This window comes from Leucobacter sp. NPDC015123, assembly GCF_043080205.1.
Classification (GTDB): domain Bacteria; phylum Actinomycetota; class Actinomycetes; order Actinomycetales; family Microbacteriaceae; genus Leucobacter; species Leucobacter aridicollis_A.
Genome location: NZ_JBIBVH010000003.1, coordinates 148,458 through 165,682 on the forward strand (window position 1 = coordinate 148,458; position 17,225 = coordinate 165,682).

The following is a 17,225-nucleotide window of genomic DNA, read 5'->3' on the forward strand; positions in this document are numbered from 1 at the left end:
GGAGGCCGCGTGAATATCCTCCAAGCAGAGAAGCTCCGCGACCGCATTTACGAGCGGCTCTCCGCCCGCCGGCAGACCGTCCTGGATGACGAGAAGTACTACCGTGGCGAGCAGCCGCTGTCATTCGCTACAGAAGAGTGGCGCAAGGCAAACGCGACCCGCTACGCAGGATTCTCGGACAACTGGTGCGGCACTGTCGTGAACGCCGAGGCTGAGCGTCTCGATCCGATCGGTGTCTCGGGGATTGGCCGGAAGGCTGCGTCGAAGCTGTGGGACGAGCTTCGCAGGAATGAGTTCGACTCACAGTTCTCTCAAGGGGCTGTCACCGCGCTCACCACGTCACGCTCCTACATCATGGTGTGGGCCGACAGGGCTGGTGAGCCGCTCGTCACGGTCGAGCACCCGGCACACGTCGAGATCGAGTACGACTGGGAGAACCCGCGCCTGCGAAAGGCCGCCCTCAAAACGTGGGTGGACGACACGGACGAGTTCGCGACTCTCTACACGGCAGACTCCGTCTTCAAATGGAAACGGAAGCGTCCCGAGGTCAAGAACGATCGTGAGGCGCAGGCCGCGCAGGCCCGCTCTGAGGCGAGTTCTGGCGGCGGGTGGGAACCTCGCACCGGAAGCCGCGATGACGTGTGGCCAATCAGCAACCCGCTTGGCATCGTCCCGGTCGTAGAGCTCGCGAACCGTCCGACATTGCTCGGCGAGCCCGTGTCGGAGATCCGTGGCGTGAAGCCGATGCAGGACGCCATCAACCTGTTGTGGGCGTACCTGTTCCTCGCAGCCGACTACGCGTCGATGCCTGCGAGGGTCGCGACCGCTACCGGGCCGCCCACGATCCCGATTCTTGATGACACTGGCAAAGTCATTGGGTCGCGTCCGGTCGAGATGAAGGATCTCGCGGAGAAGCGTCTGCTGTTTCTGCAGGGCGAGAACGCGAAGATCGACTCGTGGCCGGCTGCTGAGCTCGCGGTGTTCACGAACACCATCGAGATCGGTGTCGGGCACATTGCCGCGCAGACTCGCACTCCCCCGCACTACCTGGTTGCGAACAAGGGACTCTCGAACCTGTCCGGTGATGCACTCACCGCGGCTGAGATCGGGCTCGTTCAGAAGGCGAACGAGTTCATCACGTTCACGAACCCGGCGATCCGCGAAGTGCTGCGACTTGTCGCGCTCGTACGCAACGATCAGAAGCTTGCCGGCAAGGCCCAGCTCGCAACGATCGTGTGGAAGGACCGCGAGATCCGTTCACAGTCGCAGCTTGCTGACGCGCTGTTGAAGAAGCGGCAGATGGGGTACCCGTTCGAGTTCTTGCTCGAGCAAGAGGGCCATAGCCCGTCAACGATTGCGCGGATCTTGCAGATGCGTGAAGAGGAACTGGACGATCCGCAGCTTGCTGCTGCGATGCGACCGTATGGGGGCGACGATGGCGACTCCGCAGGCGGCGATTCAGCAGTACAAGAGGCAGCAGCAGATCACCGCGGCTACGGTCTCAGCGGTGACGCGCCTCTGGGCGAAGACGGGGACTGACTTCTCCGAAGGGTGGCGGCAGATTCGAGCTCGAGCGATCGAGACGATGCAGCTGGGCCGTGCTGCCGCCATCCACGCCGCAATCCCGTACACGTCCGAAGTGCTCGCGGAGACACGACAGCACAGCACACCGTCTGGCGCGCTCGTGCCGGCCGCGTTTCTGGAAGTAGCACCGAACGGGTACCTGGTTCAGGACACACTCGACCGGCTACCTATCGTCGCAAAACAGGCCGTTGCCGGCGGTGCGACCGGGCTTGAAGCTCGTGCGCAGGCCTCCGCATGGCTGTCAGGCGTGACGCTAACGATGCTCGCAGATACCCGCCGTGACGTCTTCCACACCGACATGGTGCAGCGCCCACAGCTCACCGGCTACGTGCGCATGCTGAACCCGCCGTCGTGCGACCGCTGCGTGATCCTCGCCGGGAAACGCTTCCTGTGGAATCAGGGCTTCCAGCGCCACCCGAACTGTGACTGCATCCACATTCCAGCGTCGGAGCAAGTCGCCGGCGACCTCACCACAGACCCCTACGCCTACTTCAATAGCCTGGACAAGGCCGGCCAGAACAGGCTCTTCGGGAAGCATGGCGCGCAGGCAATACGTGACGGCTCGGACATCTACCGTGTCGGAAACGTCCGCACACGCGGTCTCGGCACCGCCTCAGGGAACCGCAGCTACGGCACCCCATACCGGCGCACCGTCGAAGACATCTACACGCACGACCGCGACCGGAAGTTCGTGATCGAGAACCTCCGCTACCACGGCTACATCACCGGCCCCCAAACCCCTGGCGGCAACATCCTTGGGAACGACCCCGCAGGGCGCGTTCTCGCGGCCGGGCGCGGCCGTGGCGCGTACACCGTTGGTGGACAGGTGGTCACGACGAAACGTGCATCGACGTTTGACGCGGTCACTTCAGGACAGCGCGACCCGCTGAATCGATCAACTATGACAGCCGCAGAACGCCGCCTGTATGACGCGCACTATCGCGCGCAGTGGGCGGAGGCCGGGTACCGGCCAAACAGTGTCGGCGCGAACAGCGCAGACCGTGGGCTCGGCCTCAGGCCCATCACGCCTGCTGAGGCTGCGCGGGCGCGAGAGACGCTGCAACGGCAGGTAGCTATCGCCTACGACCAAGCGGTCTCACCCGACCAGGTGCGTGAGCTCGCCAGGCTGCTTGGGCTTTGAACTTCCACACGAGATGTGTGGTCGCCCCTCCGGGGGCAAACGCCATACCCGCCGGGTGTGGTTTTCGCTAGATGGAGGGGTGAACCCGAATGGATACGGAAACGACTGAGACGGTCGAGACCGAAGAGACCGAAACCGATGCCGTTGAGGCGCCGGAGGAAGTCAACACCGAGGAAGTAGTCGAAGATCCGACTGCCGGCCTCAAGACTGCACTGCAGAAGGAACGCGCTGCCCGCAAGGCTGCCGAGAAACGTTCCAGGGAACTCGAGCAGGAGCGAGCCGACCGCGACAAGTCCGCGGACGAGAAAGCGCTCGATGACGCGCGGCGTGATGCCGCAGCCGAGGCAACCGCGAAGGCGAACAAGCGCCTCATCGCGGCCGAGTTCCGATCTGCTGCAGCTAAGCGAGTGAAGGATCCGCGCATCGCCGCAAAGCTTGTCGATCTCGAGGGCATCGAGGTTGACGACGACGGCGAGGTAGATGCGGACGGAATCGCGGCCGCGCTCGATGCGGTCCTGGAAGAGTACCCCGACCTGGCCCCGTCCAGGTTCGAAGGTACTGCTGACCAGGGCGCCCGCGGCAAGGCGGCGGCGCCCTCCCAGCTCACTCGTGACGACCTCAAGAACATGACCCCGCAGGCGATCCTCAAGGCCGATAAGGAAGGCCGTCTGGACCGCCTCAAGGGCAAGACCAAGTAAGGAGCAACTATGTCTGTTGCATCGTTCATCCCCGAACTCTGGGCCGCGAAGCTGCTCGAGAAGTACGACGAGAACCTCGTCTACACGCAGCCGTCAGTCGCGAACCGCGACTACGAGGGCGAGATCGCGAACCAGGGCGACACTGTCCACATCAACCAGATCGGCGACCCGGACGTGCGCACGTACGACCGCAGCCAGGACATCACCTTCGATGACCTTGGCACGACCGATCAGGAACTCAAGATCGACCAGGGCGACTACTTCGCGTTCTACGTGAACGACGTCGACAAGGTGCAGGCCAAGGGCGAGCTTGGCGGTCCTGCCCTGACCCGCGCGTCGCTGCAGCTCCGCCGCAAGTCGGACACCTTCGCCGGTGGCCTCCTGAAGGCGGGCGCACACGCCGACAACAAGCTGGGCCGCCAGAAGATCGTGTCGGGCGGCACGCAGATGGCCGGCGCCGGCCAGATCACCGCGTACGACGTGCTCGTGGAGCTCGGGCTCAAGCTCGACGACCAGGATGCACCCGAGGAAGGCCGCTACGTTGTGGTCGACCCCGGCTTCATCGCCGCGGTGGCAAAGGACGACCGGTTCATGCGCGTCGACGCGTCTGGCAACTCGGACGTGCGCCGCAACGGCGTCGTCTACCGTGCTGCCGGGTTCGACATCATGCGCACCACGGCTGTGCCGACGCTCGGTGGCAGCGGCGCTGGCAAGGACGACAAGGTCCTCATCGCCGGCGTCCCCGGTGCCTTCACCTTCGCGAACCAGATCCTCAAGACCGAGGCTGGACGTCGCGAGAAGGGCTTCGACGACTTCGTCAAGGGCCTCAACGTGTACGGCGCGAAGGTCACGATCCCCGAGGGCATCGCGACCGCAACCGTCGAGGCGTACGAGCCCGGCACCGGGTCGCAGATGGTCGTCATGGCCGGGTCCCCGACCCCGTAGCACGGAGGTGACTGGTGTTCGCTGAAGCCAAAGATCTGAGCAAACGCCTCAAGCGTGAGTTCTCACAGGCAGAGTCTGAATGGCTCGATGAGCTCCTCGCGGACGCCACCGCCTACCTGCAGCGAGAGATCGGGCAGCAGGTCGCCCCACGGCAGACGGTCACGTTTTCGGACTGGCCGTCTGCCGGCTGGGTGGATCTCCCGCAATGGCCTGTCGTGTCGATTGACGCGGTAGAGCGCGGTGGGGTTCCGGTGGCGTTCGAGGAACGCCCAGGACGGATCCGTGTCGGCTCCGACTCGAAAGTGGATGTGACGTTCACGTTCGGCTATTCGGAGGCTCCGCGTGACCTCGTAGCTTTGTGCTGCGCGCTCGTGTCTCAGCAGTTGCTGCTCGTTGAAGCGCAGTTGGGGTTGTCGATCGGCGGGCTGTCGTCCGTCGCGCTCGATGACTTCAAGATCGCGTTCGCGGACGGCGGCGAAGGGACAGGGCTGACGCTGCCCAAGGTCACGCTCGACGGGCTGAAACAGTCGTACGGGCGAGGGACGGTCACACAAGTGGACGTGCACTCATGATCGGCGGAGTGCTCGGCATGGGGCGCCGCATGGCTGAATCCCGGATGCTTGATGAATGCACGATCACTCGCCCAGGCGAGAAGGCCTGGGATGAGGAACTCGGCGAGTGGATCACAACACAAGTGGTGGTGTACTCAGGGCGTTGTCGCATCAAGCATCCGTCGACTGTCGCGCGGGACGTTGAAGCAGGATCCCAACTGCTTGCTGTCTCCTTCACGGAGATCCACTTGCCGCTCACCGGGTCTAGCGTGAGGGCAGACGACACTGTGACAGTAGATGCTAGCCCGACTCGCGTCGAGCAAGCCGGCCGGCAATTCATCGTCACGGCTCCTTTCGACGGGTCCCAGAGCACGGCTCTGAGGTTCAGAGTGGAGGCGTTTGATGAGCGTTGACTGGCGTGAGTTCGCTGAACTTGCTCGCGACTTGGGTGAGGTGCCTGAGAAGTCAGGCAAGAACATCCGCAAAGCGGTCGAGGTCAGCGCTAGGAACGTGAAAGACCACTGGCGCGACGGATCAAAGGGGATGCTCCACGCTCCCGCCTTCCCGTTTTCTGTCACCTACGACATTAAAGGGTTCTCGGGCTTTGGCGTCTCGGTGATCTCGGCAGAGATCGGCCCTGACAAAGGTAGGCGGCAGGGCGCGCTCGGCAACCTGATCGAGTTCGGGTCGCGCAACAACGCCCCTCAGGGCATCGGGCAGGCGGCGTTGCACGCGAACGAGGCCGACTTCGAGCACGGCCTCGCACTTGCTGTTGACGACGCGTTGAAGGAGTCGAACCTATGAGCGATCGTGTGCACCGTGACGCCGTGATGGCGGAGCTCGAGACGCGGCTTCCTGGGGCCGTGTTCAAGTCGTACTCGGCGGCGACAAAGGACCGGTATGCGGTCGTGTTTGTTGCGCTGTCCGATAAGCCGCGGACGCGGTTCTCTGGCGGGCAGTGGCGACACGTGTACACGGTCACCGTGCATTCGGTAGGTACCGACGAGGACACGTGCCTGTGGGTGCGTGAGCGCGTCGACCTGCTGACTGGGAAGACGCTCGAGGTTGCTGGCCGGAAGCTCTTTCCGGTCGAGTTCGTGACGTCTCGCCCGCCTGATCTGGATGATGACGGCCCGAAGCCGTTGTGGTTCGCGATCACCCAGTTCGACATCATCTCTGACCCTGCCTAGTGCGGGGTCTTCGTGTTTGAGGGGGCCTTATGGGGTTCATCCGAGTGCGTCACGCCGAAGGGCCGGCGCACGAGTTCGACATTTCTGAGGCCGCGTACGCCCGCAACAAGCAGGCGTACAAGGTCATCGACAAGACACCTGTCGCGGTTTCGCGGCCGGTCATTTACAAGCAGGCGAAGCCTGCCAAGCCGGCAAACAAGCCTGCCGGGAAGGAGTAGCTATGAGCCTTGAAGAGGTACAGCCGGGAACAGCGGCTGATGGCAATGGCCTGGTGCTTTGGGTGCCCGCGATCGCGGATCCGTCGAAGCCGAAGGTTTCGGAGCTCACCGGCTCCGGTGTGGAGAAGCTGACGTATGGGCTCACGCCGGACGGGTTTGCTCATGACACGACGGTCGCGACGATCACGTCTGGCCGGTACACGCTGGCGCAGGCGCTCGAGCTTGACGGTGTCATCACTGACACGGTCGAGGTGAAGTACGTGTGGCAGGGCACGGAAGAGGACGGCGTTCGTAACGTTCTCACGCCTGGCACTAAGGGCTTCATCGTGAAGCGTATGGCGCTGCCGAACGGCACCGAGGTTGCTGCTGACCAGCTGGTGACCGTGATCCCGGTGCAGTGCTCGATTCAGCGTGACGTGCCGCCGGCAGCAAACACGGAGCTTCAGAAGATCCAGAAGCTCAACGTGGTTGGCGAGGTCCGCCGTGACGTGAAGGTCGTGGCTGGCCCGTAATTGGGTCTCCGTGCGGGTGGGGTTTCTCCCTGTCCCCCGCCCGCACGGGTTTTCTTTGACGGGGAAGAGTGGCGGGGAGTCATGGATTTCAAGGATGCTTTGGCGAAGGCGCGCGAGTCGCGGCCTGAGCCGGTACTGGTGGCGGTCGCTGTTGGCGATGACCTCTTCAATGTGGAAGTGCGTCGTCTCGATGGCATGGACTGGGCTGGCGTGATGGCGGAGTGCCCGCCCGTGACGGAGAAGGGTGCACGTCTGGGGTATGAGGCTGAGCGGGCCGCGCTTGTCGCGTGCCGACAGTACTCGCGGCTGCTGACCGCTGATGGTGACGTGGTGACTGGGATCGACTGGGATGACCTGTTCAAGCTCATCTCGGGCACCGAGATTGGTGCGATCGCTGCGACGTGGTGGGCGTTGAACATGGCCGACCCGAACCGGCGGGTGGTCGAGCTGAAAAAAGCATTGGCGGGTGGCGGCAAGACGAGCTCGAGCTAGCGCTTGAGCTTGGGGTTTCGCCCCGGCGTTTGTCGGGGTGGGAGCCTGTCACTGTTACCCGCTACGAGTATGACGATGCTGGCCGTCTTGAAGCGTCTGTTACTGAGCGTGAACCGGAGTGGTCACGCGCTGATATCGAGTCTCTGATCGCGTTTCGTGAGGCGCAGCGGGTCGGGCCGCACGGGCACGAGATGTCTGTCGCGGTTGATCCGCTCGGTGACCCGTCGAACCCGGACCGCGAGTGGGATTGGGTCGTGCCGCTACCCGTGAAGGACTTTGCGCAGGAAGCGCTAGACCGCGAGAAGAAGCGGTACTCGGAGACTTACCCTGACGCCGACATGGGGGCGCTCAGGTGGCGCGTCGAGAAGCGGCCAAGCCAGACAGGCCACAACTACTCGCGACGCGACATCAAGAACTGAACCGCTCCGCCAGCGCCAAGGATCCACGCAATGACGGTGAGCGCCATGGTCGGCTCGCTCACCAGCCCGCCGTCAAATGTGGTCGCAACCGTGCTGATCGCGAAGAACACTACCGCGCCGCTGAGCGTGTATGCCCAGGCGGGGCGCTGACCGTTTTTCTCTGACATGCCCCGATCTTATCGGGGCTTTCGTGTTTCTAGGAGGCCTCATGGCGGACCGCTCAGTCAAGGTAGTTCTCACGGCCCAGGTCGCCGGCTACATCGCCGGCATGGAGAAGGCTGCGAAGGCGACGCGTGACACTGGCAGCGAGGCTGAGAAGCTCGCTCAAACCGAAAAGGCCTTTGAGACGATGGGCCGCGCCTCGATGGTCGCGGGCGGCGCTATGGCGGCAGGGCTGGCGCTATCCACCAAGGCTGCAATCGACTGGGATTCTGCTTGGGCTGGCGTCACGAAGACAGTTGACGGCTCACCGGAACAGCTTGCAGAGGTTGAGGCCGGTCTGCGCGGGCTCTCAAAGGTCCTGCCTGCGGCTCATGGTGAGATTGCCGCCGTAGCCGAGGCTGCCGGTCAGCTCGGTATCGCTACCCCGAACGTGGTCGAGTTCACAAAGACGATGATCGACCTCGGTGAGACAACGAACTTATCTGCCGAGGAGGCCGCAACGCAGCTCGCGCGGTTTGTGAATGTCATGGGTACGTCGCAGTCTCAGGTGTCGAACCTGGGTGCGGCGCTCGTTGAGCTCGGCAACAACTATGCGACCACTGAGGCTGAGATCTTGTCGATGGCGCAGCGCCTGTCTGGTGCTGGCGTTCAAATTGGCATGAGTGAGGGGCAAGTGCTCGGCCTGTCTACCGCGCTGTCTTCGGTCGGTATTGAGGCTGAGGCCGGCGGTTCGGCGATGTCGAAGGTCATGATCGATATCGCGTCGTCGGTCGACAAGGGGGGCGAACGCCTCGGACAGTTCGCTGACGTTTCTGGGATGAGCGCGCAGGCGTTTGCGGCTCAGTGGCGAAATGATCCCGGCGAAGCCCTGGCATCGTTCGTGAAGGGACTTGCGAACGCTGAAGCTCAGGGAAAGTCGACGTTTGGCATTCTCGAAGAGCTTGGCATTAGTGAAGTGCGCATGCGTGATGCGCTGCTTCGTTCGGCTTCTGCTGCTGACCAGTTCTCTGCTGCTATGGCTACGGGCAATGAGGCGTTCCTTGAGAACACTGCGCTCGTTGATGAGGCGAACAAACGGTACGAGACGACCGCTGCGAAGCTCGGCATGATGCGCAACCGTGTCGTAGATGCAGCGATCTCGCTCGGCGAGCATTTCTTGCCCGCAATCGAGTTCGTGGCTGACGGTGTTGGAGCCTTCGCTGACCTCCTTTCGGGACTCGACGGGCCGATGGGCGCCGTTGTCGCATGGGGCGGGCTCCTGGCTTCTGGGTTCCTGCTGGCCGGCGGTGCAGCGCTAATCGCAGTGCCAAAGATTGCCGCGTTCAAGGTCTCACTTTCCATTCTTGAGGGCACTATGGCGTCTGTGTCTTCTGGCGCGTCACGAGTCATCGGATTTCTCGGAAATCCGTGGGTTCTCGGTGTCACGGCAGCTGCGAGCGTCATCGGCATTCTTGTTTCGGAACAGAATCGCCTCAGCAATCAGGCAAAGGCCCTCGCTGACACACTCGACGGCGCCACTGGCGCGATCACAGAGAACTCCGAGGCGTGGGCCGCGAACGAGTTGCAGCAGCAAGGAATACTGTCTGCCGCAAAGCGTCTGGGTGTTGGCGCTGACGATATGACTCAGGCCTGGCTTGGGAACGCTGAAGCGCTGCAGGTCGTCAATGACCGGCTCGATAAGTTCCGCTCTGATGCCGACTTCCGGTTGGAGAATGCGGATTGGAAGGGCTGGTCAGACGACCTCGTCGATGTTGGGTACGCGTTGGATGGCAGCAACAAGGTGCTCTCCGAAGCTAAAACGCGACATGATGAGCTTGCTGAGGCAACTGGCAAGAGCACGAGCGCCTCCGAGGAATCGGTTGGAGCAGTCGAGGATCAAACGGGATCTCTCAGCGATCTTGCCTCGACCGCTGGTGAGACGCAGGAGGCTATTGCCGCACTCGCGGACGAGATCCGTGGTTACAACGACCCGATCTTTGACATGCGTGAAGCGAACCGTCAGCTCGAGGATTCGCTTCTTTCGCTGTCGGACAGCCTCGGCGAGAACGGCAACAACTTTGACATCTCGTCTGAGGCTGGCCGGAAGAACGAGGCGGCGCTTGATGCTGTCGCTGAGGCGACGAACCGTGCTGCTGCGAGCGTGTACGAGGCAACGGGCGACCAAGCTGCGATGAATGCAAAGCTCGAAGAAGGCCGGCAGAAACTCACCGACATCCTTGCGCCCTACTTCAGTACCCGTGACGCTGCTGCGGCGTATGTTGACCAGTTGAATCTGATCTCGCCTGAGAAGGTGACGAAGTTTGTGGCAGACACCGCTGATGCTCGAGCGAACGTGGACGCGTATATCGCGGCTCTCAGCGCTGTTCAGCCGGTGGTGGGCACGGTGTTGCAGATCACGGAACGTGTGACGCGGCAGCTCAGCGACGGCAACGCGGACGGAGGCATGTACGCCTACGCTGACGGCGGGATCGCCGCCTATGCGGATGGTGGTTTCGCGTCTGGCATCTACAAGGGCGGCACTCCGATTCACAAGTTCGCTGAGCCGGAGACGATCTGGGAAGCGTACATCTCGGGGAAACCGGACCAGCGTGATCGGAACCGGCAAATCTGGCAGGAGACCGGGCGCAGGCTCGGCATGGACGGCGTCGGAACAGCAGTTGCGCCCGTTGTGTATGTGCAGAACCCGTTTACGGGTGAGTACTTGCTGGCGAAGGCTGGGCAGGTTGCTGACGCGAAGATCGATGGTTATGCGACCGAGCAGGCTCGTGCGGGCCGGATGGCGGGGTATTGATGTCTTGGATTCTGTCTGTCGGGTCTCGGTCGCTCGAGTTCCGTGGTGATCTGTTTGGTGTCGGGTTGATGGGTACGCCGCAGGTTCGACCGTTGGTTGAGTTTGATGCGTACGCGAATGCTCGCGGTGATGGGCGTCGTTTGGGGCGCGTGTATCGGCGTGGTCAGGTCGTGTCTTTGAGTGTGGAGGCGCGGCCTGACTCGCGTTCGATGGGTGACGTGTGGCGTGACCTGTTGGGTGTGTGGCGGGCGGATGAGATCCGCGACCGCCCTGGCGTCCACGCGACTCTTATGGCGCCGTCTGGCCGGCACGTGTTGGGGATGCCGGTCGAGCTCGACCCGAACGAGGAGTACCGGCTGTTCGACACGAACCGTGCGGTGCTGTCGTTCGAGTGTGTGGATGACCTTTGGTACGGCCCCGAGGAGCAGACGACGACGCGTCTCGCGCCCACGTTCACGGGTGGTCTGCCTGTGCCTGCCGCGGTGCCGTTCGTCCTCGGTGGCGGTACTGGCGAGTCTGACTCGATCGTTCAGGTCGGCGGTGATGTTGCGGCGTGGCCCGTGTTTGAGGTTCGTGGCCCGATCAGTGACCCGTGGATTGATGTGCCTGGTGTTGGGCGGCTCGTGTTTCGTGGCCAGCTCGCATACGACCAAGTGTTGCAGGTGGACACACGGCCGTGGGCCAGGTGGGTGAAACGCGACGGGGCCGCGTTCCCTGGCGCGCTCTCCCCTGCCGGTGCACGCCTGTCTGACATGGCGATGCGGCCCGGCTCGTACCGCGTGATTTTCGGCGGCTATGACCCGTCTGGGACGTCGTTGCTGACTGTGCGGGTGTCTCCCGCGTTTACAAGTTTCTAGGAGTAGTAATGGTTGATTTTGAAACTCCGTACGCGATGGATGGCACTCTCATTCCTGGCGCGGGTTTGCGTCGGCAGTTGCAGCAGTCCGCTGGCCCGGGGTCGGGTGTGCTGCGGCCGGGTGATTTTCGGATCACGCAAATGAACGTGCCAGGTCAGGGCGTGAAGATCACGGCCGGGGATGACCTCGTGCAGTGCCGGGCGCCAGGGCGTGACCGGGAAACGTATGGTGTGCCTCTGCTTACCGATCAGGTGTACATGGGTGACGGTGGAGACGGTATCCCGGGCACGGGGTCAAGTTCTGGCCGGCGCGACATGATCATTCACGAGATCCTCGACCCGAGCCTGCCGCGCCACTTCACGCCGCGTGAGGCTTGGCCTGAGAATCAGTACTCGAAGCTGTCCGTGGTGACGGGTGTGCCGGCTAGCGCGAAGACTGTCGCTGACGTGCCCGCGTTGAATGACGTGACCTGCTATGAGCTTGCGGCGATTAATTGGCCGGCCTCGACCGGGACTATCACTAACGCGATGATTGAGGATCTGCGTGAGGTGCAGTCGCCTCGAAGGTCTGAGCTCACGTTTGCGCGGCCTCGTGTCGCAGCCGACGATGGTCCGCAGAACTTCTTGACGAAGCGAACCTCCGATGGTGGGGAGTATTTCCCCGGCGGCGGCGGGTATGCGAACCAGTTTGAGGCGTTCATTCCGCCGTGGGCTACACGCATGATTCTCGAACCGCACTGGATGAGTGTCCGGTATGTCGGCGGGAAGAACGTTCAGGGTCGGTATTGGATGGAGTTCGGCACTGAATACCGTGCGGGGACGTGGCCGGGCAAGCGGCAGTACGAGTTCGCGACGCAACAGTTCCAGTTCGATTCGGCTGGGGGTGGCGGGACCTATCGCACGAACTGGCCGCTCATGGACAACGTCCAGGTGCCGGCGAAGCTCCGCGGTAAGAATGTGACGTTCGTGTTCAAGGCCGGGCTCGGAAATGAGAAGCCGACGCCGAGTTTCCCGGGTGACGGCGTGAACATGGATGCCCTGTCTGGGCTCGGCTGCAAGCTCACGTTCGTTGAGACAGCGCTCACGTGGGAAGACGCCATCTAGAGGAGGCAGCATGCTCCGCTACATTGTTGAGCGCATTAGTGATGGGAAGTTCCTCGAATTGGAGCTTCCCATCACTGTTTCCGGGGCGGGCAGGAAGCTGGGCGGCGCGGGCTCGTTCTCGGGTGAGATCGCCCCAATCTTTGACGTGTACAAGTACGCCGGCAGTGACGCCCTGATTGACCCGCTCGCGACCTATATTCACGAGGAAGCTGACGGCGTGATCCGCGGCTCGTGGATCGTGACACGGACAGAGTTCGAGGGCGCGACCTGGCGTATCGAAGGGCAGGGCTTTTCGAATTTCTTCTCCGGCCGCCCGTACGAGGGCGAATACCGGGGCGTGAACGTCGACCCGATCGCGGCCGCTCGGCACGTGATCACGCATGCGCAGAGCATGACCGGTGCCGATATCGGCGTGAAGGTCTTGGGGTCGTCCCCCGTTCGTGTCGGAACTGACTCTGACACGAAGCTTGCTGCCGCTGAGGCGGTTCTGAAGGAAGCAAAACGCGTCCGTACTGAGAACACGAAGAAGCGCACGGCGAAGACGAAAACGAAGCAGGCGCTCACGAAGTCGCATGACGCGACAATCAAAGCGCTACAGGCCACCTCGAAGGCTCGCCTCGAGACGTTGCAGGCACTTCGGAAGGCGAAGGCACCGGCCGCGCAGATCGCTGCAGCGCAGTCCGCCCGCAACACCGCGGTACAGAACGTGAAGACGGCACAGGCGGCGAAGAAGACCGCGCTCAAGCCCGTCAACGACGAGCTCGCGATCATTCGCACTGCGTTGAAGGCAGACACGAAATCGGTCGACCAAGCGCAAGACAAGGTGAAGGCCGCGAAAGAAGCGGTCGACGCTGATGGTGGCGCGTGGAAGATTCTCTGGTGGGACACCCCGGATTGTCTGCAGTCGATGCAGGAAGCAATCGACGAGGCCGGCTACGAGTGGGTCGAATGGTCTGGCTGGAATGCTGACCGGTCGAAGGTCTTGAAGGAGATCCGCGCTGTGCCCCGTGTCGGGCGCAAACAGGACGGGCTCGCGTTCGTTGAGGGCGACAACATTATCGAGCAGGTCACCATCGAGGCCGACGCTGCGGACTACGCGAACACGGTCGTCGCAATCGGTGCTGGCGAAGGCAAGAAAGCACTCCGTGTCACATTGTCTGTCGCGTCGACTAGGCGCCGCCGCGTATACGTGCTGGATGCGAAGGAAGTCACGAAACGGTCTGTGCTTGAAGGTCTCGCGCGTTCGGAGCTTGCAGCACGCTCGCAACTCTTGTCGATCGCTGCGGTTCGCGTCATCAATCACCCGAATGCTGAGTTCGGTGTGTTCGATGTGGGCGACACGATCCTGATCGACACAGACGGCACCGGTGCTGGCCGTCAACGTATTTGGCGGCGCATCGAAGAGTTGGAGTGGGTCGGCACTGACGTGTGCGATCTGATGCTGGGAGGAGTGTAGATGCAGAGTCTCACGCGCAAGATGGCGTTGCGTGCGTCGTCTCAGGTCGCAGCGTCCGCGCTGAACGCGTCGAAGGCGCTCGCCCGGACCGGGCAGGTCGCGCGCACCACACTCGAACTCGGTGATACTGACGTGTTCCTTGACGAGGCCCTCTCGTCAGCAGCGGACACGTCCGAAACGGTCGGCGAGCATGAGGGCGAACTCGAGGGGTCGCGCGAGCTCACCGATGATGTGGTTGATGTTCTCCCGGACATGACCGAGGACGCTTGGGAAGCGGAGGACGTTGGGCAGATCGCCGCTGATGGGGCGGACTGGGCGGCAGAATTCGCTGCTGAGCTTGAGGTTGAGCTTGAGGCCGCGAAGGTGGAACTCGAGCAGGCTCTCACTGAAGCACACGATGCGCTCGAAAAGGCGGGCCTGGCGCGCTCTGAGGCGGCGCAGGCTGTCGCTGACGCTGCGATTGCTGCCGACGCTGCAGCACAGGCGGTGCAGGACGCTCTCGCGGCATCCCAGCTCGCTGAAGGTGCCGCGCCTTCATGGAACACGGCCGACCCGGTCGCGGCTGACGCGGCAGGAAAGCCTGTTGGCGCGATCTGGTACGTGCGCAACACTGCCGGCAACGTGATCCGCATGTGGGAGCTCACCGCTCTCGGCTGGATCGCGCGCCCGTTCGATGAGACAGTCATCCCACAGGTCGCGATCGGTGGTGGCACGTACGGGTCACTCGCTGGTGACCGTCTCGTAGCGAAGTCGATCACGGCAGCGCAGATTAAGGCGCTCGCGATCACCGCAGCAGAGCTCGCCACGAACTCGGTGACGGCGGTGAAGATCGCAGCGAACGCGGTCACAGCTGACAAGATTCTCGCTGGTGCGGTCACGACGGACAAGCTCATCGCGCTTGCTGTCACTGCTGAGAAGATCGCTACTGGTGCGATCATCGCTGACAAGATCGCTGCCGGCGCGATCACGACGGCAAAGCTCGCAGCGACCGCGATCGACGGTATGACGATCACTGGTGCGCTGATCCGAACTGCCGCTACTGGGCAGCGCATGGAGTTCAACGTTCACGGGTTGCGAGCAATTGCCTCGAATGGTGCTGTCACTGCAAGCATTTCTAGCGCTTCAGGAGGGATGCTGGTCTCTGGGCCACTGATCTCTCAAGGTACCGGCGTGTCCACTGTTCTTCGCCCCGAGCAAATCCAGATGTCTCAAGACGGAGTTGGAACAGACCGGCAGTCCACAGTCATCGGCCCAGGGTCGATCAGCGCAAACGTAGACAATTTCAACCGAACTGTTGGACTGCATGCTTTCGGCGGCAACCCGCGTCTCACTCTCGGTCACTTTCCGGAGGGCTCAAGCTGGACGAATTTTGAGATCGCGCAACGAGTCGACAAGAGTACAAGGATTTGGTCTCCAGGCCGGATCGACGTGTGGGCAGACGAGGTAGAGGGAGTCGAGTTTTACGCGCCGGTCAAGTTCCTCGGCGACACCGACTGGCGCACTTTCACAATGTCTGGGTGGACAACCCAGATGGGTGCTCCCCCAAGTGTTCGTGTGAAGAACGGTGTCATCTATTTCCGGGGTGTCGTGTCGCACGCCACATTTGACGGCGGGTTCACCACTGTTGGCACGCTCCCAACTGGGATCCCCGCACCTGTGGGATATGCGACGGCAACCATCACCACGAACTCGACGTTCGAAACCAAGATGCGTGTCACCGCGGATCGCCTCATCCAGATCTGGCGCAACGGAACGTCTGGAGCGTGGGTGTCACTCAACCCGATGTTCTACACGCCATAACGACAAGGAGTAATCGATGACGTATTTGATTCAGCACCAGATCTCCGAGGACGAGGCGCTGCGGAATCGTGTGACGGCGTGCGCCGCATTCGAAGGGGTCGAGAACCCTGCAGCGTGGGCGTTCGAGCGCCGGTGGGAGTTGTCGGCGCAGCTGGGCTGGGCAGAGGCCTACCGCGAGTCGACTGCCGAGCTTCCCGGCGCTGACGAGTCAGCGGTGACAGACGCCATGATCCTTGACGGTGTGAAACGCATCGTCGCCACCTCGAGCCTCACCGAATAGGTGGGGCTCTTCTTCATTTAAGGAAGGAGCACGCATGGCAATCGTGCTTTCGCACCCAATCCCCGGCGCGCCGCTCTCCGACAAGTTCGGCTGGCGTGACGCGATCCCGGGCATCATCGGCGCCGGCCTGCACAACGGGCAGGACTACAAGGCTGACACAGGTGACCTCATCCGTGCAGCACAAAGCGGAACAGTCGTCTACAACGGCTGGGATCCCACCGGCGGCGGCTGGATGATCCGAATCAACCACGGCGGCGGATACCACACGCTCTACCTCCACATGCGCGAGCAGTCACCCCTCGTCAGGGTCGGCCAGCACGTCAGCACCGGAGCCGGCATCGGCTACGTCGGATCCTCCGGCGCTTCCACCGGCCCGCACCTGCATTTCATGCTCGAGAAGAACGGCACCTACGTCGACCCGGTGCCGTACATCAAGGCGCCGGCCAAACCGAACACCTCAAAGCCCGCAGGGCAGAAAGAAGACGAAGACATGAACGTCATTGGATACATTCGCGACAAGGCCAAGGGCTCGCAGGGCAGCGTGTACGCGCTGCAGGAGAACGGCCGCAAGCGCCTCATCAAGAAGGCCGAATGGAACTCGCTGCGCGCCCTCGAGGGCCAGGGAGTGAAGCTCCACGTCGCCGGCGTCGCTGCCGCTGACCTGAACGCGATCCCTAACGCATGACCGAGGGGCTGTGGATCGCTCTCCTGGCGCTCGCGGTCCCCCTCACCGGCCTGCTCGGCACCGTCATTGGTTCCAAACTCAACGCCCGCGCCACCGTGAAGGCCGCAGTCGCGTCAGCGTCAGCGCAGGTGAAGGTGTCTGAGGACACCGCGCAGGACAAACTCATCGACCAGTTGCAGCAGGAACTCGAGCGGTACCGCGACCGAACGGATAAGCGTTTGGACGAGCTCGAAGTGCAGGTCCGCGGGTACCGAGAGTTCATTGGCGTGCAGCGCGACCACATGGCCGAACACAAGATCCCGTTGCCGCCCTGGCCGGCACACCTTCCCCGATAGGAGATC

The 17,225-nt window shown here is 62.6% G+C and carries 21 protein-coding genes; 20 read left to right on the forward strand and 1 reads right to left on the reverse strand.

Annotated features, from left to right (window positions below; all coding sequences use genetic code 11):
- Nucleotides 1–9 precede the first annotated feature (9 nt).
- From ACF07D_RS07390 to ACF07D_RS07445, 12 genes are all read left to right on the forward strand, one after another.
- Entirely contained in the window at nt 10–1,539 is a 1,530-nt protein-coding gene (locus tag ACF07D_RS07390; RefSeq protein WP_391504442.1) for a phage portal protein, read from the forward strand.
- Nucleotides 1,436–2,725, forward strand: a complete 1,290-nt coding sequence (locus tag ACF07D_RS07395) for a hypothetical protein (RefSeq protein ID WP_391504443.1) — start codon at nt 1,436–1,438, stop codon at nt 2,723–2,725. Before ACF07D_RS07390 ends, ACF07D_RS07395 begins: the two co-directional genes overlap by 104 nt.
- A gap of 89 nt (nt 2,726–2,814) precedes the next feature.
- Nucleotides 2,815–3,423 carry a hypothetical protein gene (locus ACF07D_RS07400; RefSeq protein WP_391504444.1) on the forward strand — a complete coding sequence of 203 codons (609 nt, stop codon included), beginning with the start codon at nt 2,815–2,817 and terminating at the stop codon, nt 3,421–3,423.
- Between the two features lie 9 nt (nt 3,424–3,432).
- Entirely contained in the window at nt 3,433–4,368 is a 936-nt protein-coding gene (locus ACF07D_RS07405; protein WP_391504445.1) for a hypothetical protein, read from the forward strand.
- Between the two features lie 14 nt (nt 4,369–4,382).
- Nucleotides 4,383–4,940, forward strand: coding sequence for a hypothetical protein (locus ACF07D_RS07410; RefSeq protein ID WP_391504446.1), 558 nt, complete (start codon nt 4,383–4,385; stop codon nt 4,938–4,940).
- Between the two features lie 29 nt (nt 4,941–4,969).
- Nucleotides 4,970–5,332, forward strand: coding sequence for a DUF6093 family protein (locus tag ACF07D_RS07415; RefSeq protein WP_391504447.1), 363 nt, complete (start codon nt 4,970–4,972; stop codon nt 5,330–5,332).
- Nucleotides 5,322–5,723 (forward strand): hypothetical protein, encoded by a 402-nt coding sequence (locus tag ACF07D_RS07420; RefSeq protein ID WP_391504448.1) that lies wholly within the window; start codon nt 5,322–5,324, stop codon nt 5,721–5,723. Before ACF07D_RS07415 ends, ACF07D_RS07420 begins: the two co-directional genes overlap by 11 nt.
- A complete protein-coding gene (locus ACF07D_RS07425; protein WP_391504449.1) occupies nt 5,720–6,109 on the forward strand; it encodes a hypothetical protein in 390 nt (129 codons plus the stop codon). The genes ACF07D_RS07420 and ACF07D_RS07425 overlap by 4 nt, the downstream gene beginning before the upstream one ends.
- 29 nt (nt 6,110–6,138) lie before the next feature.
- Nucleotides 6,139–6,327: a hypothetical protein gene (locus tag ACF07D_RS07430; protein WP_259122670.1), complete on the forward strand. Its 189-nt coding sequence runs from the start codon at nt 6,139–6,141 to the stop codon at nt 6,325–6,327.
- A 2-nt stretch (nt 6,328–6,329) separates the two neighbouring features.
- Nucleotides 6,330–6,839: a hypothetical protein gene (locus ACF07D_RS07435; RefSeq protein ID WP_391504450.1), complete on the forward strand. Its 510-nt coding sequence runs from the start codon at nt 6,330–6,332 to the stop codon at nt 6,837–6,839.
- An 81-nt stretch (nt 6,840–6,920) separates the two neighbouring features.
- A complete protein-coding gene (locus tag ACF07D_RS07440) occupies nt 6,921–7,331 on the forward strand; it encodes a hypothetical protein (RefSeq protein WP_391504451.1) in 411 nt (136 codons plus the stop codon).
- 29 nt (nt 7,332–7,360) lie between these two features.
- Nucleotides 7,361–7,750, forward strand: coding sequence for a hypothetical protein (locus ACF07D_RS07445; protein ID WP_391504452.1), 390 nt, complete (start codon nt 7,361–7,363; stop codon nt 7,748–7,750).
- On the opposite strand, the gene ACF07D_RS07450 is transcribed toward ACF07D_RS07445, so the two are convergent.
- On the reverse strand, nt 7,723–7,917 hold the full coding sequence (locus tag ACF07D_RS07450) for a hypothetical protein (protein ID WP_391504453.1): 195 nt from the start codon (nt 7,915–7,917) through the stop codon (nt 7,723–7,725). The genes ACF07D_RS07445 and ACF07D_RS07450 overlap by 28 nt on opposite strands.
- 41 nt (nt 7,918–7,958) lie before the next feature.
- Between ACF07D_RS07450 and ACF07D_RS07455 the strand changes: the two genes are divergently transcribed.
- From ACF07D_RS07455 to ACF07D_RS07490, 8 genes are all read left to right on the forward strand, one after another.
- Nucleotides 7,959–10,703: a phage tail tape measure protein gene (locus ACF07D_RS07455; RefSeq protein ID WP_391504454.1), complete on the forward strand. Its 2,745-nt coding sequence runs from the start codon at nt 7,959–7,961 to the stop codon at nt 10,701–10,703.
- A 209-nt stretch (nt 10,704–10,912) separates the two neighbouring features.
- Nucleotides 10,913–11,560 carry a hypothetical protein gene (locus ACF07D_RS07460; RefSeq protein ID WP_391504455.1) on the forward strand — a complete coding sequence of 216 codons (648 nt, stop codon included), beginning with the start codon at nt 10,913–10,915 and terminating at the stop codon, nt 11,558–11,560.
- An 8-nt stretch (nt 11,561–11,568) separates the two neighbouring features.
- Nucleotides 11,569–12,663: a hypothetical protein gene (locus ACF07D_RS07465; RefSeq protein ID WP_391504456.1), complete on the forward strand. Its 1,095-nt coding sequence runs from the start codon at nt 11,569–11,571 to the stop codon at nt 12,661–12,663.
- Between the two features lie 10 nt (nt 12,664–12,673).
- The gene (locus ACF07D_RS07470) at nt 12,674–14,119 is read left to right on the forward strand and encodes a hypothetical protein (protein WP_391504457.1); all 1,446 of its coding nucleotides are present in this window, start codon (nt 12,674–12,676) and stop codon (nt 14,117–14,119) included.
- On the forward strand, nt 14,120–15,919 hold the full coding sequence (locus tag ACF07D_RS07475) for a hypothetical protein (protein WP_391504458.1): 1,800 nt from the start codon (nt 14,120–14,122) through the stop codon (nt 15,917–15,919).
- 16 nt (nt 15,920–15,935) lie between these two features.
- The gene (locus ACF07D_RS07480; RefSeq protein ID WP_391504459.1) at nt 15,936–16,199 is read left to right on the forward strand and encodes a hypothetical protein; all 264 of its coding nucleotides are present in this window, start codon (nt 15,936–15,938) and stop codon (nt 16,197–16,199) included.
- 34 nt (nt 16,200–16,233) lie between these two features.
- A complete protein-coding gene (locus ACF07D_RS07485; protein WP_391504460.1) occupies nt 16,234–16,884 on the forward strand; it encodes a M23 family metallopeptidase in 651 nt (216 codons plus the stop codon).
- Complete coding sequence (locus tag ACF07D_RS07490; RefSeq protein WP_391504461.1) at nt 16,881–17,219, forward strand: hypothetical protein; 339 nt, start codon at nt 16,881–16,883, stop codon at nt 17,217–17,219. Before ACF07D_RS07485 ends, ACF07D_RS07490 begins: the two co-directional genes overlap by 4 nt.
- Nucleotides 17,220–17,225: the final 6 nt, after the last annotated feature.

Coding starts and splice junctions, on each gene's coding strand:
- ACF07D_RS07475 (WP_391504458.1), top strand. CDS start 14,120: ATGCAGAGTCTCACGCGCAAGATGGCGTTGCGTGCGTCGTCTCAGGTC.
- ACF07D_RS07440 (WP_391504451.1), top strand. CDS start 6,921: ATGGATTTCAAGGATGCTTTGGCGAAGGCGCGCGAGTCGCGGCCTGAG.
- ACF07D_RS07420 (WP_391504448.1), top strand. CDS start 5,322: ATGAGCGTTGACTGGCGTGAGTTCGCTGAACTTGCTCGCGACTTGGGT.
- ACF07D_RS07450 (WP_391504453.1), bottom strand. CDS start 7,917: ATGTCAGAGAAAAACGGTCAGCGCCCCGCCTGGGCATACACGCTCAGC.
- ACF07D_RS07395 (WP_391504443.1), top strand. CDS start 1,436: ATGGCGACTCCGCAGGCGGCGATTCAGCAGTACAAGAGGCAGCAGCAG.
- ACF07D_RS07400 (WP_391504444.1), top strand. CDS start 2,815: ATGGATACGGAAACGACTGAGACGGTCGAGACCGAAGAGACCGAAACC.
- ACF07D_RS07405 (WP_391504445.1), top strand. CDS start 3,433: ATGTCTGTTGCATCGTTCATCCCCGAACTCTGGGCCGCGAAGCTGCTC.
- ACF07D_RS07465 (WP_391504456.1), top strand. CDS start 11,569: ATGGTTGATTTTGAAACTCCGTACGCGATGGATGGCACTCTCATTCCT.
- ACF07D_RS07430 (WP_259122670.1), top strand. CDS start 6,139: ATGGGGTTCATCCGAGTGCGTCACGCCGAAGGGCCGGCGCACGAGTTC.
- ACF07D_RS07470 (WP_391504457.1), top strand. CDS start 12,674: ATGCTCCGCTACATTGTTGAGCGCATTAGTGATGGGAAGTTCCTCGAA.
- ACF07D_RS07455 (WP_391504454.1), top strand. CDS start 7,959: ATGGCGGACCGCTCAGTCAAGGTAGTTCTCACGGCCCAGGTCGCCGGC.
- ACF07D_RS07415 (WP_391504447.1), top strand. CDS start 4,970: ATGGCTGAATCCCGGATGCTTGATGAATGCACGATCACTCGCCCAGGC.
- ACF07D_RS07435 (WP_391504450.1), top strand. CDS start 6,330: ATGAGCCTTGAAGAGGTACAGCCGGGAACAGCGGCTGATGGCAATGGC.
- ACF07D_RS07460 (WP_391504455.1), top strand. CDS start 10,913: ATGGGTGACGTGTGGCGTGACCTGTTGGGTGTGTGGCGGGCGGATGAG.
- ACF07D_RS07480 (WP_391504459.1), top strand. CDS start 15,936: ATGACGTATTTGATTCAGCACCAGATCTCCGAGGACGAGGCGCTGCGG.
- ACF07D_RS07425 (WP_391504449.1), top strand. CDS start 5,720: ATGAGCGATCGTGTGCACCGTGACGCCGTGATGGCGGAGCTCGAGACG.
- ACF07D_RS07485 (WP_391504460.1), top strand. CDS start 16,234: ATGGCAATCGTGCTTTCGCACCCAATCCCCGGCGCGCCGCTCTCCGAC.
- ACF07D_RS07490 (WP_391504461.1), top strand. CDS start 16,881: ATGACCGAGGGGCTGTGGATCGCTCTCCTGGCGCTCGCGGTCCCCCTC.